The following is an 18,904-nucleotide window of genomic DNA, read 5'->3' as shown; positions in this document are numbered from 1 at the left end:
GTCCTTTCCCCGGGCCGGTCGGGGTGTTACTGATGCGTGCCCCGGGCGGGGCGGAGGAAACCGCCCCGCCCGGGGTCTCAGGCGGCTTCCTTGCGCAACCGGAACCAGTAGAAGCCGTGCCCGCCGAGGGTCAGCAAGTACGGCAGTTCACCGATGGCCGGGAATCGCACCCCGCCGAACAGCTCGACCGGATGTCGCCCGGTGAACCGCCGCAGATCCAGTTCCGTCGGCTGCGCGAACCGCGAGAAGTTGTTCACGCACAGGACGAGATCGTCCTCGTATTCACGCAGGAATGCGATCACCGCCGGATTCGACGACTGGAGTTCCGTGTAGGAACCGAGTCCGAACGCCGGATTCTGTTTGCGGATCTCGATCATCCGGCGCGTCCAGTGCAGCAGAGAGGACGGCGAGGACATCGACGCCTCGACGTTCGTGACCTGGTAGCCGTAGACCGGGTCCATGATCGTGGGCAGGAACAGCCGCCCCGGGTCGCTCGACGAGAAGCCGGCGTTGCGGTCGGGCGTCCACTGCATGGGCGTGCGGACGGCGTCGCGGTCGCCGAGCCAGATGTTGTCGCCCATGCCGATCTCGTCGCCGTAGTAGAGGATCGGCGAGCCGGGCAGCGACAGCAACAGGGCGGTGAACAGCTCGATCTGGTTGCGGTCGTTGTCCAGCAGGGGGGCGAGCCTGCGGCGGATGCCGATGTTGGCCCGCATCCGCGGGTCCTTGGCATATTCCGCGTACATGTAGTCGCGCTCTTCGTCGGTGACCATTTCGAGGGTCAGCTCGTCGTGGTTGCGCAGGAAGATGCCCCACTGGCAGCCCGACGGGATGGCCGGGGTCTTGGCGAGGATCTCCGAGACCGGATAGCGCGATTCCCGCCGCACCGCCATGAAGATCCGCGGCATCACGGGGAAGTGGAACGCCATGTGGCACTCGTCGCCACCGCTGCGGAAATCGCCGAAGTAGTCGACGACGTCCTCCGGCCACTGGTTGGCCTCCGCCAGCAGCACCGTGTCCGGGTAGTGGGCGTCGATCTCCTTCCGCACCCGTTTCAGAAACTCATGGGTGGCCGGGAGGTTCTCGCAGTTCGTGCCCTCTTCCGCGTACAGATAGGGCACGGCGTCCAGCCGGAAACCGTCGATTCCCAGGTCCAGCCAGAACTTCAGTGCGGAAAGGATCTCCTCCTGGACGGCCGGGTTCTCGTAGTTGAGGTCCGGCTGGTGGGAGAAGAAGCGGTGGAAGAAGTACTGCTTGCGGACCGGGTCGAAGGTCCAGTTGGAGACCTCGGTGTCGACGAAGATGATGCGGGCGTCGCCGTACTGCTTGTCGTCGTCGGCCCACATGTAGTAGTCGCCGTAGGGGCCGTTGGGGTCCTTGCGGGACTCCTGGAACCACGGGTGCTGGTCGCTGGTGTGGTTCATGACGAAGTCGATGATGACCCGCATGCCGCGCTGGTGGGCGGAGTCGACGAACTCCACGAAGTCGGCCAGGTCGCCGAACTCGGGCAGGACGGCGGTGTAGTCGGAGACGTCGTAGCCGCCGTCCCTGAGCGGTGACTTGAAGAACGGCGGCAGCCACAGGCAGTCGACGCCGAGCCATTGCAGGTAGTCCAGTTTGGCGGTGAGGCCCTTGAGGTCGCCGACGCCGTCGCCGTTGCTGTCCTGGAAGGAGCGGACCAGCACCTCGTAGAAGACGGCGCGTTTGAACCAGTCCGGGTCGCGGTCCTTGGCGGGAGTGTCCTCGAAGGTGTCCTGAACGGGCTCGTTGACGATCATGTTGTGGGTGACCCTCCGATCAGCGGGGTGGACGGTCGCAGGACGGTGAAGATGTGCGCGGGCGCGCGGCCCGGCTCCAGACGCACATAGTTGGCCCTGCCCCAGTGATAGGTCTCACCGGTGAGCTCGTCGCGCACCGGCACCGACTCGTGCCAGTCCAGGCCGAGTTGCGGCATGTCCAACGAGACCGTGGCCTCCTGGGTGTGGTGGGGGTCGAGGTTGGCGACCACCAGAACCGTGTTCGATCCGCTTCGCTTCGAGTACGCGATCACCGCTTCCTGGTCCGCGTGGTGGAAGTGCAGGTCGCGTAGCTGCCGTAGGGCCGGACTCGCCCGCCTGATGGTGTTGAGCCTGGTGATCAGGGGGCTGATGGTGCGGCCCTCGCGTTCGGCGGTCTCCCAGTCGCGGGGGCGCAGCTGGTACTTCTCCGAGTGCAGGTACTCCTCGCTGCCCTCGCGCAGGGGGGTGTTCTCGCACAGTTCGTAGCCGCTGTAGATGCCCCAGGTGGGCGAGAGGGTCGCGGCCAGGACGGCGCGTACCTCGAAGGCGGGGCGTCCGCCGTGCTGGAGGTAGGCGTGCAGGATGTCGGGGGTGTTGGCGAAGAAGTTGGGCCGCATGTAGGCGGCGGCCTCCCCGGACAGTTCGGTGAGGTACTCGGTGAGTTCCTGCTTGGTGTTGCGCCAGGTGAAGTAGGTGTAGGACTGCTGGAAGCCGATCTGGGCCAGGGTGTGCATCATGGCCGGCCGGGTGAAGGCCTCCGCCAGGAAGATCACGTCGGGGTCGGTGCGGTTGATGTCGGCGATCACCTTCTGCCAGAAGACGACCGGTTTGGTGTGGGGGTTGTCGACGCGGAAGATACGCACCCCGTGGTCCATCCAGTGCCGCAGGACACGCAGGGTCTCGGTGATCAGACCGTCCATGTCGGCGTCGAAGGCGATGGGGTAGATGTCCTGATACTTCTTCGGCGGGTTCTCGGCGTGGGCGATGGTGCCGTCGGGGCGGTGGTGGAACCACTCGGGGTGTTTGTGCACCCAGGGGTGGTCGGGGGAGCACTGCAGGGCGAAGTCCAGGGCGATCTCCAGGCCCAGTTCGCGGGCGGCGCCGACGAAGTGGTCGAAGTCCTCGATGGTGCCCAGGTCGGGGTGGACGGCGTCGTGGCCGCCCTCGGGGGAGCCGATCGCCCAGGGCACGCCGACGTCGTCGGGGCCGGCGGACAGGGTGTTGTCCGGGCCCTTGCGGTGGGTCGTGCCGATGGGGTGGACGGGTGGCAGGTAGACGACGTCGAAGCCCATGGCGGCGATCGCGGGCAGCCGGCGGGCGGCGGTGCGGAAGGTGCCGTGGGGCCGGTCGGCGGTGCCCTCGGAACGGGGGAAGAACTCGTACCAGGCGCCGTACAGGGCGCGTTCGCGTTCCACGAGCAGCGGCAGCGGGTCCGAGGCGGTGACCAGGTCCCGCAGCGGATACCGCCCCAGCACCGCGTCCACCTCGGGTGTCAGCGCCGCCGCCAGCCGCCACGCGGCCGGCCGGCTCTCGTCCCGCAGCGCGCGGACGGCCCCGAGGACCACCTCCCGTAGGCCCTCGCTCTCAGGCACCCCGGCGGCCGCACGCTCGTACAGGCGCGCGCCCTCCTCCAGGACCAGGTCGGTGTCCATCCCGGCCGGGATCTTGATCTGGGCGTGGTGCCGCCAGGTCGTGACCGGATCGCCCCAGGCCTCGACCCGGTAGGTCCAGTGGCCGGGCTCACCGGCGGTGACGACGGCGCCCCAGCGGTCGGTGCCGGGGGCCAGTTCCCGCATCGGCGTCCACGGGCCCGGCCGGCCGTCCGGGTCGGTCAGCACGACGTTGGCGGCCACGGCGTCGTGGCCCTCGCGGAACACGGTGGCCGAGACCTCGAAGGACTCGCCGGTGACGGCCTTGGCCGGCCTGCGCCCCTGCTGGACCATCGGCCGGACGTCGAGGACGGGTATGCGCCCGACGCCGCCGGCCGTGTCGCTCGCGAAGGGTCGCTCCGCGCGGGGCGGTCCGGGATCGGCGGTGACGGTGCGGGGTACGGGGGGTGCTACTGCGTTGCGTGTCGGGGGTGACGACTGGTGGTGCATGGCGGGCATGACCGCTCCTGTCCGCGTCAACGTTGGTGGGCGGATTGCTGTGGGGAGGTGGGTCCTGCGTTGTGGCTGTGTCGCTGTGCGGCTGTGCCGCGTGGGGGGTGTGCGCCCGGGGGCGCACGGGCGGGGTGTACCGGAGGAGCCTTCCCACCCTATTCGGGTACGCAATCCGGCACTTTGTTAACTACTCACGCGTATGTCTACACACAAGACCGGCCCCGTTCCGGACGAACGGGACCGGTGCCTGCGCCGCGCCGCCGACAGCCCCTAGGAGGCCGGTACCCGCAGCAGTCTGTCCGGCGAACCGAGCCCACGACCGGAAACCTTCCCGGTCACCGCCCGTGCCACCAACGCCCGCCCCACCTGCGCGGGTTGGGCCTTGGGATGGCCGGCGAGGTAGAGCGCGGCAGCGCCCGCCGCGTGCGGTGACGCCATCGACGTACCGGAGTAGGTCGCCCTGCCGGTGTCGCTCGCGTACGACGCCGACGTGATGGCGGCGCCCGGCGCGAACAGGTCCAGGGAACGGCCGAAATTGGAGAAGGCCGCCCGCGTGTCCTTCCGGTCGGTGGCTCCGACGGTGACGGCCTCCTCCACCGCCGCCGGGGAGGAGAGGCCGGCCGGCAGCCCGTCGTTGCCCGCGGCGACCGTGTAGGTGACACCGGAGGCGATGGAGTTGCGTACCGCCGCGTCCAGTTGGGCGTTGCGGGGGCCGCCGAGGCTGACGTTGGCGACGGCCGGCTTCTTCGCGTGCCGGGTCACCCAGTCGATGCCCGCGATGACATCGGCCGTGGTGCCGCCCCCCGCGTCGTCGAGGACGCGCACGGCCACCACCTGCGCCTTCTTGGCGACGCCGTACTGCCTGCCCGCGATGGTGCCGGCGACGTGGGTGCCGTGGCCGTTGCCGTCACCCGCCGTCCTGTCGTCGCCCACGAAGTCCCAGCCGTGGTGCGCCCTGCCGCCGAAGTCCTTGTGCGAGACGCGGATGCCGGTGTCGATGACGTAGACGGTCACGCCGGCTCCCCCGGACCCGGGCCAGGTGTACCTCCCGTCCAGCGGCGGCTTCGGCTGGTCGATGCGGTCGAGCCCCCAGGACGGCGGGTTCTGCTGCGTGCGCCTGAGGGTCACGCGGGTGTCCTGGACGACCGAGGCGACCCGGGAGTCGGACGCCAGCAGCCTTGCCTGTCTCGCGTCGGCGCGGACCGCGTAGCCGTTGAGGACGGTGCCGTAGGTATGGCTTATTTTCACCCCGTACTTCTCGGCGAGACTCTTCCCGGCCGGCGAAAGAGCCTTCGTTCCCCCGTTGAGTGTCACCACGTAACTGCCGCTGACGGCGCCGGGGTCCGCGGCGCCCGGTATCTGCCCCTCCGGTGCGGCGTGCGCGGGCAGGGTGGTGGCCGAGAGCGCGGCGACACACATCACCGCGGCCCGACCACCCGCCCCGCGCAGACGCCGCGAAAGCGTCCGTGCCATGGTGTGGGTTCCCCTCCTCGACTCGGCGCACCGCGGCCCCGGATCGCCGGGTGCACGGGCCGGGGCCGGTGCGCCACCCGTCAGCCTCTCCCGTCGTGAGAAGCCGCCACAAGGACGCCTACGGGGGTGGAATCGGCCATATCGACCCCACGGGATGCGCAAAGGTTGCGACGGCTTTCGGACGGACGTGGGCGATATCGGCCGTCCGGCGTGGCAGGACGACGCCGTTCAGGCCGAAACGGGGGTCTGGGGGCAGAGCTCCCAGCGGGGGTGACACGAGCGCCGGTACCGTCAGGAACCACGACGACGCACACTGTCGTGCGTCATCCAGCGAAGCGCCGAGGTGGAACCGTGAAGGCGATCCGTCGATTCACCGTCCGTCCTGTCCTCCCCGAACCCCTCCGGCCCCTCAGCGACCTGGCGCGCAACCTGCGCTGGTCCTGGCACGCGGAGACCCGCGATCTGTTCCAGTCCGTCGACCCCGAACGCTGGGCCGCCTGCGGGCGCGACCCCGTACGGCTGCTGGGGAGCGTGCCTCCCGGGCGGCTCGCGGAACTGGCCGAGGACCGCCGGTTCCTGCGCCGGCTCGCCGCCGTCGCCGACGACCTGGCCGACTACGTCGGCGGTCGGCGCTGGTACCAGGACCAGCCCGGCGAGTTCCCCGCCGCCATCGCCTACTTCTCCCCCGAGTTCGGCATCACCGCCGCCCTCCCGCAGTACTCGGGCGGCCTCGGCATCCTCGCCGGCGACCACCTCAAGGCCGCCAGCGACCTGGGCGTGCCCCTGATCGGTGTCGGGCTGCTGTACCGGCACGGCTACTTCCGCCAGAGCCTGTCCCGGGACGGCTGGCAGCAGGAGCACTACCCCGTCCTGGACCCCAACGAACTGCCGCTCGCGCTGCTCAAGGAGCCCGACGACACCCCCGCCCGGGTCCTGCTCGCCCTGCCCGGCGGCAGGTCGCTGCACGCCCGGATCTGGCTGGCCCAGGTCGGCCGGGTGCCGCTGCTGCTGCTCGACTCGGACGTCGAGGAGAACGACCTCGGTGAGCGCCAAGTGACCGACCGGCTCTACGGCGGCGGCAGCGAGCACCGCCTGCTCCAGGAGATGCTGCTGGGCATAGGAGGTGTCCGGGCGGTCCGCGCGTACTGCCGTTTGACGGGCCACGCCGAACCCGAGGTCTTCCACACCAACGAGGGCCACGCGGGCTTCCTCGGCCTGGAGCGCATCGCCGAACTCTGTGCCGAGGGACTCGACTTCGACGCCGCGCTGGAAGCCGTCCGCGCCGGCACCGTCTTCACCACCCACACCCCCGTCCCGGCCGGCATCGACCGATTCGACCGCGAGCTGGTCGCCCACCACTTCGGGCCCGCCGCCGAACTGCCGACCATCGAGGTCGAACGCATCCTCCGGCTGGGCATGGAGACCTACCCGGGCGGCGAGCCCAACCTGTTCAACATGGCGGTGATGGGCCTGCGCCTGGCCCAGCGGGCCAACGGCGTCTCGCTGCTGCACGGCAACGTCAGCCGGGAGATGTTCTCCGGCCTGTGGCCGGGGTTCGACCCCGACGAGGTGCCCATCACCTCGGTGACCAACGGTGTCCACGCCCCGACCTGGGTCGCCCCCGAGGTCTTCCGTCTCGGCGCCCGCCAGATCGGCGCCCAACGCACCGAGGACGCCATGACCGTCGGCGGCTCGGACCGCTGGGACTCGGTGGCGGACATCCCCGACCAGGACGTCTGGGAGCTGCGCCGGGCCCTGCGCGAGCAGCTGGTGACGGAGGTGCGGGAGCGGCTGCGCGCCTCCTGGCGGCAACGGGGTGCGGGCACGGCCGAGTTGGGCTGGATCGACGACGTCCTGGACCCGGACGTGCTGACGATCGGGTTCGCCCGCCGGGTCCCGTCGTACAAGCGGCTGACGCTCATGCTCCGCGACCGCGACCGCCTGATGGACCTGCTCCTGCATCCCGAACGGCCGATCCAGATCGTCGTCGCGGGCAAGGCGCACCCGGCGGACGACGGTGGAAAGCGCCTGGTCCAGGAACTGGTGAGGTTCGCGGACGACCCACGAGTACGCCACCGGATCGTCTTCCTGCCCGACTACGGCATGGCGATGGCCCAGAAGCTGTATCCCGGGTGCGACATCTGGCTGAACAACCCGCTGCGGCCGCTGGAGGCGTGCGGCACGTCGGGGATGAAGGCGGCCCTGAACGGCTGCCTCAACCTCTCCGTCCTGGACGGCTGGTGGGACGAGTGGTTCCAGCCGGACTTCGGCTGGGCCATCCCCACCGCGGACGGCACCGGAACCGACCCCGACCGCCGCGACGACATAGAGGCGGCGGCGCTGTACGACCTGCTGGAGCAGCGTGTCGCCCCCCGCTTCTACGAACGGGGCCAGCACGGCCTGCCGGACCGCTGGATCGAGATGGTCCGCCAGACCCTGACGCTGCTCGGCCCGAAGGTGCTGGCCGGCCGCATGGTCCGGGAGTACGTCGAGCGCCTGTACGCCCCGGCCGCCTACGCCCATCGCACGATGACACCGCAGGCGGCGCGCAAACTCGCCGGCTGGAAGGCGCGGGTGCGCTCGGCGTGGCACGGCGTCACGGTCGACCACGTGGAGACGTCGGCGGCGACCTCCACCGCGGAACTCGGCTCCACCCTCAGCCTGCGCGTACGGGTCGGCCTCGGCGACCTCGGGCCCGACGACGTCGAGGTCCAGGCGGTCTCGGGCCGTGTCGACTCCGAGGACCGCATCGCCGACGCGTCGACCGTCCCCCTCAAACCGGTGGGCGGCCCGGACCCGGAGGGGCGCCGGGTGTACGAGGGCCCGCTGGCCCTGGACCGCACGGGCCCCTACGGCTACACGGTCCGCATCCTCCCCTCCCACCGGTTGCTGGCGTCGGGCGCGGAACTGGGCTTGGTGGCGGTGCCTTCGCAGGAGGCGGGGGAGGGGGCGGGCGTGTTGATGCGCTGACGCCGCCCGGGGAGGGCGGGGTGTGCTCAGCCCTCCCCGGACTCGCGCTCGCACAGCTGCCGCAGCACCACCCCGCACCGCCGCGCGTAAGCGTGCTGCAGCCCGCGGGTGGCCGGCCCTCCGGCCCGCGCGTACCACTTCGCCGCCCGGCTGAACGCGTTCACCGTCAGCCACACCGTGCCGTCCCCCGTGCGGTCGACGACGAAGGACTCCTCGCCGCACTCGGGATGGCCGAGAAGCGTGCCGTAGGCCCAGCCGGTGCGGCGGTACTCCTCCACCGTCCAGACGACCCGGCAGGGGGCCTTGATCACGCGCCCGAGGGTGACCGTGACGTCGACCTCGGGGGCCGCGCGGTCGGCGGAGACGTCCATGCCGACGCCCATCGCCCGGTGCATCTCCCAGGTCATGACCGCCTCGGCGGCTCTGCGGAAGACCTTCTCGCCCTCGCCTATACGGGTGCGCACGTGGAGGGGGTGGAAGCCGGGCGGGCAGAAGCCGTCCTCCCGGGTGGCGCCGATGTCGGCGTACGTGAATGGCCCCAAAGACATGGGACACAAGAGTAGGGCGGCACCCGGGAATGCCTTCCTCCCGGGTGCCGCCCCATGGGCGAATCGGCGTCAGTTGACGTTGACGGCGGCCCAGGCCGCCGCGACCGCCTTGTACTCCGTGCTGGTGGAGCCGTACAGGGCCGACGCCGCGCTCAGGGTCGCCGTACGAGCGCCCTTGTAGGTGGTCGTCGACGTCATGTACGTGGTCAGCGCCTTGTACCAGATCTGCACGGCCTTGTCGCGGCCGATCCCGGTGACGGTGGAGCCGTTGGACGTGGGGGAGTCGTAGGTGACGCCGTTGATCGTCTTGCTGCCGCTGCCCTCGGCCAGGAGGTAGAAGAAGTGGTTCGCCGGGCCCGAGGAGTAGTGGACGTCCATGCCGCCCAGACCGGACGACCAGGCGTCGGCGGAGTTGCCGTCCTTGCTGGGCTTGTCCATGTGGCGCAGCGGGGTGCCGTTGCCCCGGATGTCGACCTTCTCGCCGATCAGGTAGTCGCCGGGGTCCTTGGCATTGGACGCGTAGAACTCCACCGCCGTGCCGAGGATGTCCGATGTCGCCTCGTTCAGGCCGCCGGACTCGCCGCTGTAGTTCAGCCCCGCCGTGTTGGAGGTGAGGCCGTGGGTCATCTCGTGGCCCGCCACGTCCAGGGACGTCAGCGGCTTGACGTTGCCGTCGCCGTCGCCGTACGTCATGCAGAAGCAGCTGTCGGACCAGAAGGCGTTGACGTACGCGTTGCCGTAGTGGACGCGGGAGTAGGCGGCGACGCCGTTGTTCTTGATGCCGTTGCGGCCGAGGACGTTCTTGTAGAAGTCCCAGGTGACCTGGGCGCCGTAGTGGGCGTCCACGGCGGCGTTCTGGTCGGTCGAGGAGGTCGTCGCGGTGCCGGTGCCCCAGATGTCGTCGGCGTCCGTGAAGAGGGTGCCGGCCGAGGAGGAGGTCGAGCGGGCCTTGTTGTACGTCTTGTGGCCGCCGCGCGTCGAGTCGTTGAGCTGGTACGTCGAGCCGGACTTCGCGGTGCCGACGGTCACCGTGCCGTTGTACTGGCTGTGGCCGGTACCGGTCTGGATGGCCTCCCACTCGTACAGCTTCTCGCCGGTGGTGGCGTCGGTGACGACGTGCAGCTCCTGCGGGGTGCCGTCGTGCTGGAAGCCGCCGACGACCGTCTCGTAGGCGAGGGCCGGCTTGCCGTTCGCGGCCCAGATCACCTTGCGCGGAGCCTTGTCGGCGGCGGACTTGGTGGAACCCTCGGCCTCGGCCGCCTTGAGGGCCTGCTTCTCGGCCGTGGCCCTGGTGAGGTCCGCGGTGAGGTCGCCGACCTCGACGGCGGCCTTCGTCGCCTTGGTGACGCCTGCGACCTTTCCGGCCTCGGTCTCGTGGACGACCAGGTCGCCGCCGAGGACGGGAAGGCCCGCGTAGGTGCGCTCGTAGCGGGTGTGGACGGTGCCGTCGGCGTCCTTGACGACGTCACGGACGACCAGCTTCTCCTGGGCGCCGAGGCCGATCTCGTCGGCGGTCCGGGCTGCCTCGGCCTGTTGGTCTTTGATGAGTGCGGTGCGCGCGGCGGGGGCGAGCGCGACCGGGGCGGCGAGGGGAGCCGCCGCTCTGTCGCCGCGCTCCGGGGTCCCGGCGGCGGAACTGCCGGCGCTCAGGCCGGTGGTGAGCAGGGCTCCGGCCGCCACCGCGGTGGCTATGGCCAGAGTGGTGCGCTTGTGACGCGCGTAGAGGGGTGTCACACGAGCTCCTTTGTGGGGGAGTGCGGGGGGTGCTTGTGCGGCGGGTGCAAGGAGAGTGGCACCTAGGACGCGTACATGTCAGGAGGGTGAGGTGATGTTGGCCAAATCTCGACTGTCCGGTAAATGTTTCGTTCATGTGAACGGGCGCCGTCCCGGCGGGAGTTGAACCCACCGAGACGACGCCCTGTCTGGGGACGGACCGCTCACCGGCCTACGGGAAGGTGAGCTTCCAGCTGTTGATGTAGCCGGTGTCGATGGCCGCGTTGTCCTGGACCCGCAGCTTCCAGACGCCGTTGGCGACCTCGGAGGAGGCGTTCACCGTGTAGGTGGTGTTGATGTTGTCCGCGCTGCCGCCGGTGCCGTACCCCTTCAGCGTGTACGCCGTGCCGTCGGGGGCGACCAGATCCACCTTGAGGTCACCGATGTAGGTGTGGACGATGTCCACGGCGACCTGGAGGTTGGACGGCGCGTTGCCCGTCCGCCCGGAGACGGTGATCGGCGACTCGACCGCCGCGCCCCGGTCGGGGATCGACACGTCGGCGGTGTTCTCGAAGGACGTGCCGCCACCGCCGCCGTCGCCCGGGCGCGTGCCCACGTTGACGCCCGCCCAGGCGTGCTGGACGGCCTTGTACTCGGCGCTCGTGGTGCCGTACAGCTCACCGGCCGCCGCGAGGGTGCCGGTGCGGGCCGCCGCGTAGTTGGTCGTGGAGGTGAACTTGGTGGTCAGGGCGCGGAACCAGATCTTCTCCGCCTTGTCGCGGCCGATGCCGGTGACCGCAAGGCCGTCCGAGGTGGGCGAGTTGTAGGTGACACCGTTGATCGTCTTGGTGCCGCTGCCCTCGCTCAGCAGGTAGAAGAAGTGGTTCGCGGGGCCCGAGGAGTAGTGCACGTCGATCGAGCCGATGCCCGAGTACCAGGCGTCCTTGGACGAGCCGTCCTTGCTGGGCTTGTCCATGTAGCGCAGCGGCGTGCCGTCGCCGTTGATGTTGATCTCCTCGCCGATGAGGTAGTCACCGACGTCGGAGGAGTTGCCCGCGAAGAACTCGACCGTCGCGCCGAAGATGTCGGAGGTCGCCTCGTTGAGGCCGCCCGACTCGCCGGAGTAGACGAGCTTGGCCGTGTTCGACGTGAGCCCGTGGGTCATCTCGTGCGCGGCCACGTCGATCGACGTCAGCGGGTTGGCGTTGCCCGAACCGTCGCCGTACGTCATGCAGAAGCAGCTGTCCGACCAGAACGCGTTGACGTAGTTGTTGCCGTAGTGGACCCGGGAGTACGCGCCCACGCCGTCGCCGCGGATACCGGAACGCCCGTGCACGTTCTTGTAGTAGTCCCAGGTCAGCGCGGCACCGTAGTGCGCGTCGGCGCCCGCGGACTCCAGGTTGGACGGGCTGCCGTTGCCCCAGACGTCGTCCGGTCCGGAGAACAGGGTGCCGGTGCCGGAGGTGCCGCGGTTGAGGTTGTACGTCTTGTGGTTGCCGCGGGCGCCGTCGGTGAGGTTGTACGTCGAACCGGACTGCGTGGTGGTCAGGTTCACCGTGCCGCTGTACACCGTGTTGCCGGTGCCGGTCTCGATCGCCTCCCACTCGTACAGCTTCTCGCCGGTGGTGGCGTCGGTGACGACGTGCAGTTCCTGCGGGGTGCCGTCGTGCTGGAAGCCGCCGACGACCGTCTCGTAGGCCACGACCGGCTTGCCGTCCGCGGCCCAGATCACCTTGCGGGGCGCCCGGTTCACATCGGGGCTCTTGGCCTTCTCCGCCTTGGCGGCGGCCAGCGCCTGCCGTTCGGCCGCGGCCGCCGGTACGGACGTCCTGGTGGTCGCCGGCTTGATGGCGGCGCGGGTGGCCTTGACGACGCCCGCCGCCTCGCCGGACTTCGTGGTCTTCACGACCAGGTCGCCACCGAGGACGGGCAGTGAGTCGTACGTCCGCTCGTAGCGCGTGTGGACCGTGCCGTTGCCGTCCTTGACGACGTCACGGACGACCAGCTTCTCCTTGGCGCCGAGGCCGAGGTCCTCGGCGGTGTCCGCCTTGGTGGCGTCGGCCTCGCGGATCAGCGCGGCGCGCTGGGCGGGGGAGAGCTTGACCGACTCGGCGCCCGGTACGACCTTGCCCGCAGCCGACGGTGCCTTCTCCGGGGCGGCGGTGGCGGCGCCCGACTGGACGGCCGCGGCGATCAGGGCGGACACGCCGACCAGGGCCACGGCGGCGGCCCGGCGGTGCGTGGAGTGGTGACGCGGGGCGTGGGGGGTGCGTCTGTGGGAGGAACTGTCTCTCAACACTGACTCCTTCTGCGCGGCCGCGGATCACGCGGCCAGGGGAGACCGTCCGGCGGGTGGGCCGTCCGGGCAGAGCAGGTGGTACGCAGAACGACGTGCGCGTGCGGAAAGGACGTGCGCGTGCGGGAGTACAGCCGCGGCTGCACCGCCGTAGGGCGGTGCTGTGGGGTTGTTGCGACGCGGCCGTGGGAAGAGTGCCAGCTGACCGCGCTTTCTGTCAGGGTCGCGTCATGAACTTGGCCGGAAATCGTTCGTTGTCCGGGAGTTCATGTTCGGTATGCGAACCGGAACGCCGGGAGGGCCCACAGCGTGTGAGCCCTCCCGCCGCTCGACGGCCGACTACTTCTCGGTCGAGGCGCCGTCGACCCGCGCCAGATCCCGCAGCCACGCCCGGGCGTTGCCGTCGGACGGCGCGCGCCAGTCACCGCGCGGGGAGAGCGAACCGCCGGCCGAGACCTTCGGCCCGTTCGGCATGGCGGACCGCTTGAACTGTGCGAACGCGAAGAAGCGACGGCAGAACACCTCCAGCCAGCGCCGGATCTCCGCCAGGTCGTACGCCACTCGCTTCGCCTCGGGGAATCCCGGCGGCCAGGCCCCGGCGTCCGTGTCGTGCCAGGCGTGCCAGGCCAGGAAGGCGATCTTCGACGGCCGGAAGCCGTAGCGCAGCACATGGAAGAGCGTGAAGTCGTGCAGCGCGTACGGGCCGATCTTGGACTCGGTGGACTGCATCTCCTCGCCCGGCACCAGCTCCGGGCTGATCTCCGTGTCGAGGATCGCCGCCAGCGTCCTTCCGGTCTCCTCGTCGAACTGCCCGCTGCCGATGACCCAGCGGATCAGGTGCTGGATCAGCGTCTTCGGCACCCCGCCGTTGACGTTGTAGTGGCTCATCTGGTCGCCCACGCCGTACGTCGACCAGCCCAGCGCCAGCTCCGACAGGTCACCGGTGCCGAGCACGACGCCGCCGCGCTGGTTGGCCAGGCGGAACAGGTAGTCGGTGCGCAGCCCCGCCTGCACGTTCTCGAAGGTGACGTCGTACACCGGCTCGCCGGACGCGAACGGGTGGCCCATCTCCTTGAGCATCAGCCGCGCCGTCGGCGTGATGTCCAGCTCGGCCGCGGTGACGCCGAGCGAGTTCATCAGCTTGTGGGCGTTGTCCTTGGTGTGGTCGCTGGTGGCGAAGCCGGGCAGGGTGAAGGCCAGGATGTCGCTGCGCGGGCGGCCCGCCCGGTCCATCGCCCGGGCGGCGACGATCAGCGCGTGCGTGGAGTCCAGGCCGCCGGACACCCCGATGACCACCTTCGGGCCACCGATGGCGGCCAGCCGCTGCTGCAGTCCCGCGACCTGGATGTTGTACGCCTCGTAGCAGTCCAGCGCGAGCCGGTCGGCGTCGGCGGGCACGAACGGGAAGCGCTCGACCCGGCGCTTGAGCCCCAGGTCGGTCGCCGGCGGGTCGAGCCGGAACCGCACCCGGCGGAAGTCGCCGGTGCGATCGGCGTGAGTGCGCCGGTTGTCGTCGAACGTGCCCATCCGGTGCCGCTCCTGCCGCAGCAGGTCGAGGTCGACGTCGGCCACCGCGTACTGGTCGTCGAGCGGGAAGCGGTCCGTCTCGGCCAGCAGGACGCCGTTCTCGTAGATCATGGTCTGGCCGTCCCACGACAGGTCCGTGGTCGACTCGCCCAGACCGGCCGCCGAGTACACGTACGCCGCCAGACACCGCGAGGACGCCGCCCGGCACAGCAGCCGCCGGTCCTCGGCCCGGCCCACCGTGATCGGGCTGCCCGAGAGGTTGGCGAGCACGGTCGCCCCGGCCAGCGCCGCCTCCGCGCTCGGCGGCACCGGCACCCACATGTCCTCGCAGATCTCCGCGTGCAGCACCAGACCGGGGACGTCCGCCGCCTCGAACAGCAGGTCCACGCCGAACGGGACCTCCTCGCCGCCGACCAGGATCGTGCCGCCGCGCTCGTCCTCACCCGAGGCGATCTGCCGCCGCTCGTAGAACTCGCGGTAGTTCGGCGGGTACGACTTGGGCGCCACGCCGAGGATCCGGCCCCGGTGCACGACCACCGCGCAGTTGTAGATCCGGTGGCGATGGCGCAGCGGCGCGCCGACCACCAGCACCGGGAGCAGGTCCGCCGACCCGGCCACCACCGAGCCGAGCGCCTGCTCGACGTCGTCGAGCACCGCGTCCTGCAACAGCAGGTCCTCGATCGAGTAGCCGGTCAGGCCCAGCTCCGGGAAGACGGCGACCGCCACCCCCTCCCGCGCACAGGCGCGCGCCTGGCGCAGCACCGTCTCGGCGTTGGCGTGCGGGTCGGCGATGACGGTGTGGCCGGTGCACGCGGCGACCCGCGCGAAGCCGTGCTCGTAGATCGACCAGAAGTTCAATGGACCGCGGCTTTCTGCTCTGGCTTTCCTCGGTGGGGCGGGATCTCCTCCCCATCGAGCATAGATCGCCTGTTCAGACCGGCCGCTCCGGCCGCTTCCCGTGCCACGACCGCCACAGCGCCGCGTACGCCCCGTCCGCGGTGACCAGCTCGTCATGGGTGCCGAGTTCGGTCAGCCGGCCGCCCTCCATCACGGCCACCCGGTCGGCGTCGTGCGCGGTGTGCAGGCGGTGCGCGATGGCGATGACCGTACGGCCCTCCAGCACGGCGGCCAGGGCGCGCTCGGTGTGCCGGGCGGTGGTCGGGTCCAGCAGGGCCGTCGCCTCGTCCAGGATCAGCGTGTGCGGGTCGGCCAGCACCACACGGGCGAGGGCGAGCTGCTGGGCCTGCGAGCCGTCCGTACGGTGCCCTCCGTCACCCAGCGCCGTGTCGAGACCCTCGGGCAGCCGCCGTACCCAGGTGTCGGCGCCGACCGCGGTGAGGGCGGCCCACAACTCCTCGTCGGTGGCCGACGGTTCGGCGATCCGGAGGTTGTCGCGGACCGTGCCGAGGAACACGTGGTGCTCCTGGGTGACCAGCACGACCTGGCGGCGCAGCCGTTCGGGCCCGAGGGCGACGACCGGGACGCCGCCGACCGTCACCGAGCCGCGGGTCGGCGCGTCGACACCGGCCAGCAGCCTGCTCAGCGTGGTCTTCCCGGCACCGGAGGGACCGACGATCGCGAGACGCTCGCCCGGCCGGACGGTCAGGTCCACGCCGCCGAGGACCTCGCCGCCGCGGTCGTAGGAGTAGTGCACGCCGGTCACGTCGATCCGGTCGTCCCCGGGGGTGGGGGAGTCGGCGTCCGCCGCCCGCGGGGCGCCGGCCAGGCCCTCCACCCGGGCGAAGGAGGCGCCGCTGCTCTGGAGTTGTTCGACCCGCATGAGGATCTCGTCCAGCGGGTTGGCCAACTGCTGCAGGTACAGCGCCGCCGCGACCACCGTGCCCAGGCTGACCGTGCCCCGCGCGAGCAGCGCCCCGCCGGCGAGCAGGACGGTCACCACGGGCAGGAGGTAGGCGATCTCGACCGCCGGGAAGAACACCGTGCGCAGGAAGAGGGTGTGCAGGCGGGTCCGGCGGGAGACCTCCAGCGCGTCCCGGCTCGCGGCCACCCGCCGCCGCTCCAGCCGCAGCGCCTCCACCGTGCGGGCGCCCGACGCGGTCGCCGCGAGGACCTCCGCGACGTCGGAGGTGGCCGCGCCCTCGGCGAGATAGCCGGTGCGGGCGCGGCGCAGATACCAGCGCAGCACCGGCCACAGCCCGGCCAGGCCGAGCAGACCGCAGACGCCGAGCAGGGGGTCCAGGACGAAGACCGCGCCCAGCAGGAACAGGACCTGTACGGAGTTGATGAGCAACTCGGGCCCGGCGTCGCGCAGGGTGGTGCCGACGGCCGCCACGTCGGCGGTGCCGCGTGCCGTCAGGTCCCCGGTGCCGGCCCGTTCCACGACGGACGCGGGCAGCGCGAGCGTGCGGTCCACGAACTCCTCGCGGACCCGGGCCAGGGTCCGTTCGCCGAAGCGGTGGCCGACGTAGCGGGCCCAGCGGGCCAGCAGCAGCTGCGCCGTCGCGGCTCCCAGGATCGCCAGGGCCAGCTTGTCGACGGTCGTCACACCGTGGCCGGCGCGGACCTCGTCGACGATGCGGCCCACCAGCCAGGGGCCGGCGAGGCCGGCGATCGCCGCGAGGGCGTTCAGGGCGAGGACGGCGGTGAAAGCCCCGGCGTCGGCCCGGACCAGGCGGACGGTGGCCCGGCGGACGTCCCGGGGCCCGGCCACGGGGAGGGCTGCGCGGTCGCGCGCCGGGGCGTCCGGGCGGTGTGCCGGGCGCGACGGGGTCGATCGGTCGGTTCCCCCTGCCCCTGCGGGACGTTGGTCCTCCGTCACGTCAGCGCCTCCTCGACGTCTTCGTCCCTGGCCACCAGCGCTCGGTACCCCGGCTCCCCGTGCAGCAGTTCGCGGTGGGTGCCGGTGGCCGCGACCTTGCCGTCGACCAGGTAGTGCACGACGTCCGCACGGTCCAGGACGAGGGGGGACGTGGTGGTCACCACGGTCGTGCGGCCGGTGCGCTCGGTGTGCAGGCGGTCCGCGACACGCGCCTCGGTGTGGGCGTCCAGCGCCGATGTCGGCTCGATCGCCAGCAGCACCTCCGGATCGGCCAGCAGCGCGCGGACCAGGCGGACGCGCTGGCGCTGGCCGCCGGAGAGGTTGCGGCCCTGCGCGTCGACGGGGGAGTCGAGGCCGTCGGGCAGGCCCCGGACGATGTCCTCGGCGACGGCCGTGTACACGGCCCGGGTGAGCGCCGCCTCGTCCAGGGCGGCCGGTTCCGCATGGCCGGCGATCAGCTCCCGCAGCGTGCCGGCGAACAGGTCCGCCTCGTGATCGGCGACCAGGATGCGCTCCCTGAGCTGCGGTAACCCGATCTCGGCCAGGGGTACGCCGCCCCAGGTCGCCGCCGACGGCACGTACCGGCCGAGACGGTCGACCACGGCCGCGGCGTCGGCGGGCAGCGCCCCGGCCAGCGCGGTCAGTCGGCCCGGCAGCGCCCGCACCCCGGACTCGGGGTCGTGCAGCACCGCCGGTTCGGCCGGCGCCTGGCGGGTGCCGGTGTCCGCCATCGGCTCCAGCCGCAGGAACCGTACGACCCGCCGCGCCGCCACCACCCCGCGGCTGACCTGGTAACCGCACTCGATGAAGAACGCCACCGGCCCCACCAGCACCGCGACATAGCCGTACACCGACACCAACTCGCCCACGCTGATGGCACCCTGGGCGGCCAGCCGCGCCGCCAGCCAGGTCACCACGGCCAGGAACAGCGTCGGCAGTCCCACACCGAGCGCCTGCACCCAGCTGGTCACCGCCCCGACCCGGTACCCCTGCGCCCGCAGCCGCTGCGAGTCGCGGTGGAAGGCGTCGGCGACCAGGCCCTTGCCGCCCAGCCCGTTCAGGACGCGCAGCCCGCCCGCGAGGTCGGCGATCCGTGCGGTCAGAACGCCCTGCCGCTCCCGGTACTCCGACTCCGTCCCCTGCAGCCGTCCCAGCAGCGGTCCGACGAGCACGCCGACCAGGGGCATCCCCAGCAGCACCACGACGGCGATGGGCACCGACACCGACACCAGCAACCCGGCGATCACCAGATAGGCGACGACCGCCCCGACCCCCGGCCCGACGACGGTCAGGCTCTGGCTGATGGTCTGGACGTCGCCCACGCCGATCGTGACGACCTCCCCGGTGCCGATCCGGCGGGGCAGCGCGGCACCCAGCCGTACCGCCTGGCCCACCAGCACCTTGACCGTGCGGAAGTTGGCGTCCATCCGCACCCGCGTCATCGTGCGGTGCCGCATGATGCTCAGCCAGGCGTTGAACGCCCCCACGGCGAACAGCGCGCCCGTCCACCCCACCAGCGCGCCGTGGTCACCTGTCGCCAGCCCCTCGTCGACGGCACGGGACAGCAGATACGGGGTCGCCGCCAGCAGCACCATCCACACGCTGGAGATCAGCGCCCCCATGACGGACCGCACCGGCTGGCGCACGACCAGCCACCACAGATACCGCCACCCGCCGCGGCAGTCCGGCTCGCCCGGGTCCTCGTACGCGTCGATCAC

At 71.2% G+C, this 18,904-nt stretch carries 10 protein-coding genes; 1 reads left to right on the top strand and 9 read right to left on the bottom strand.

The features are described 5' to 3' along the window. Window positions 1-77 precede the first annotated feature (77 nt). The 3 genes from treS to ACFYNL_RS13135 form a co-directional block, all read right to left on the bottom strand. Window positions 78-1,778, bottom strand: a complete 1,701-nt coding sequence (treS, locus tag ACFYNL_RS13145) for a maltose alpha-D-glucosyltransferase (RefSeq protein WP_388801321.1) — start codon at window positions 1,776-1,778, stop codon at window positions 78-80. After that, the gene (locus ACFYNL_RS13140) at window positions 1,775-3,886 is read right to left on the bottom strand and encodes an alpha-1,4-glucan--maltose-1-phosphate maltosyltransferase (RefSeq protein WP_388801317.1); all 2,112 of its coding nucleotides are present in this window, start codon (window positions 3,884-3,886) and stop codon (window positions 1,775-1,777) included. The genes treS and ACFYNL_RS13140 overlap by 4 nt, the downstream gene beginning before the upstream one ends. Window positions 3,887-4,150: 264 nt before the next feature. Beyond that, entirely contained in the window at window positions 4,151-5,353 is a 1,203-nt protein-coding gene (locus tag ACFYNL_RS13135; RefSeq protein WP_388801314.1) for a S8 family peptidase, read from the bottom strand. A gap of 351 nt (window positions 5,354-5,704) precedes the next feature. On the opposite strand from ACFYNL_RS13135, the gene ACFYNL_RS13130 reads away from it, so the two are divergent. After that, window positions 5,705-8,323: a glycosyltransferase family 1 protein gene (locus tag ACFYNL_RS13130; protein WP_388801311.1), complete on the top strand. Its 2,619-nt coding sequence runs from the start codon at window positions 5,705-5,707 to the stop codon at window positions 8,321-8,323. 26 nt (window positions 8,324-8,349) lie between these two features. On the opposite strand, the gene ACFYNL_RS13125 is transcribed toward ACFYNL_RS13130, so the two are convergent. From ACFYNL_RS13125 to ACFYNL_RS13100, 6 genes are all read right to left on the bottom strand, one after another. Beyond that, complete coding sequence (locus ACFYNL_RS13125; RefSeq protein WP_388801308.1) at window positions 8,350-8,871, bottom strand: DUF1990 family protein; 522 nt, start codon at window positions 8,869-8,871, stop codon at window positions 8,350-8,352. A gap of 69 nt (window positions 8,872-8,940) precedes the next feature. Then, on the bottom strand, window positions 8,941-10,605 hold the full coding sequence (locus ACFYNL_RS13120) for a M4 family metallopeptidase (protein ID WP_388801305.1): 1,665 nt from the start codon (window positions 10,603-10,605) through the stop codon (window positions 8,941-8,943). A gap of 211 nt (window positions 10,606-10,816) precedes the next feature. Continuing rightward, on the bottom strand, window positions 10,817-12,880 hold the full coding sequence (locus tag ACFYNL_RS13115; RefSeq protein ID WP_388801302.1) for a M4 family metallopeptidase: 2,064 nt from the start codon (window positions 12,878-12,880) through the stop codon (window positions 10,817-10,819). A 339-nt stretch (window positions 12,881-13,219) separates the two neighbouring features. Continuing rightward, window positions 13,220-15,265 carry an NAD(+) synthase gene (locus ACFYNL_RS13110; protein ID WP_388801299.1) on the bottom strand — a complete coding sequence of 682 codons (2,046 nt, stop codon included), beginning with the start codon at window positions 15,263-15,265 and terminating at the stop codon, window positions 13,220-13,222. Between the two features lie 73 nt (window positions 15,266-15,338). After that, the gene (locus ACFYNL_RS13105) at window positions 15,339-17,078 is read right to left on the bottom strand and encodes an ABC transporter ATP-binding protein (protein WP_388801296.1); all 1,740 of its coding nucleotides are present in this window, start codon (window positions 17,076-17,078) and stop codon (window positions 15,339-15,341) included. 104 nt (window positions 17,079-17,182) lie between these two features. Then, on the bottom strand, window positions 17,183-18,904 hold the full coding sequence (locus tag ACFYNL_RS13100) for an ABC transporter transmembrane domain-containing protein (RefSeq protein ID WP_388801292.1): 1,722 nt from the start codon (window positions 18,902-18,904) through the stop codon (window positions 17,183-17,185).

It is taken from the genome of Streptomyces sp. NPDC007808, from assembly GCF_042868655.1.
In the GTDB taxonomy this organism is placed as follows: domain Bacteria; phylum Actinomycetota; class Actinomycetes; order Streptomycetales; family Streptomycetaceae; genus Streptomyces.
Note: the sequence above shows the minus strand (reverse complement) of the source record. Positions and strands in the feature narration are given on the sequence as shown.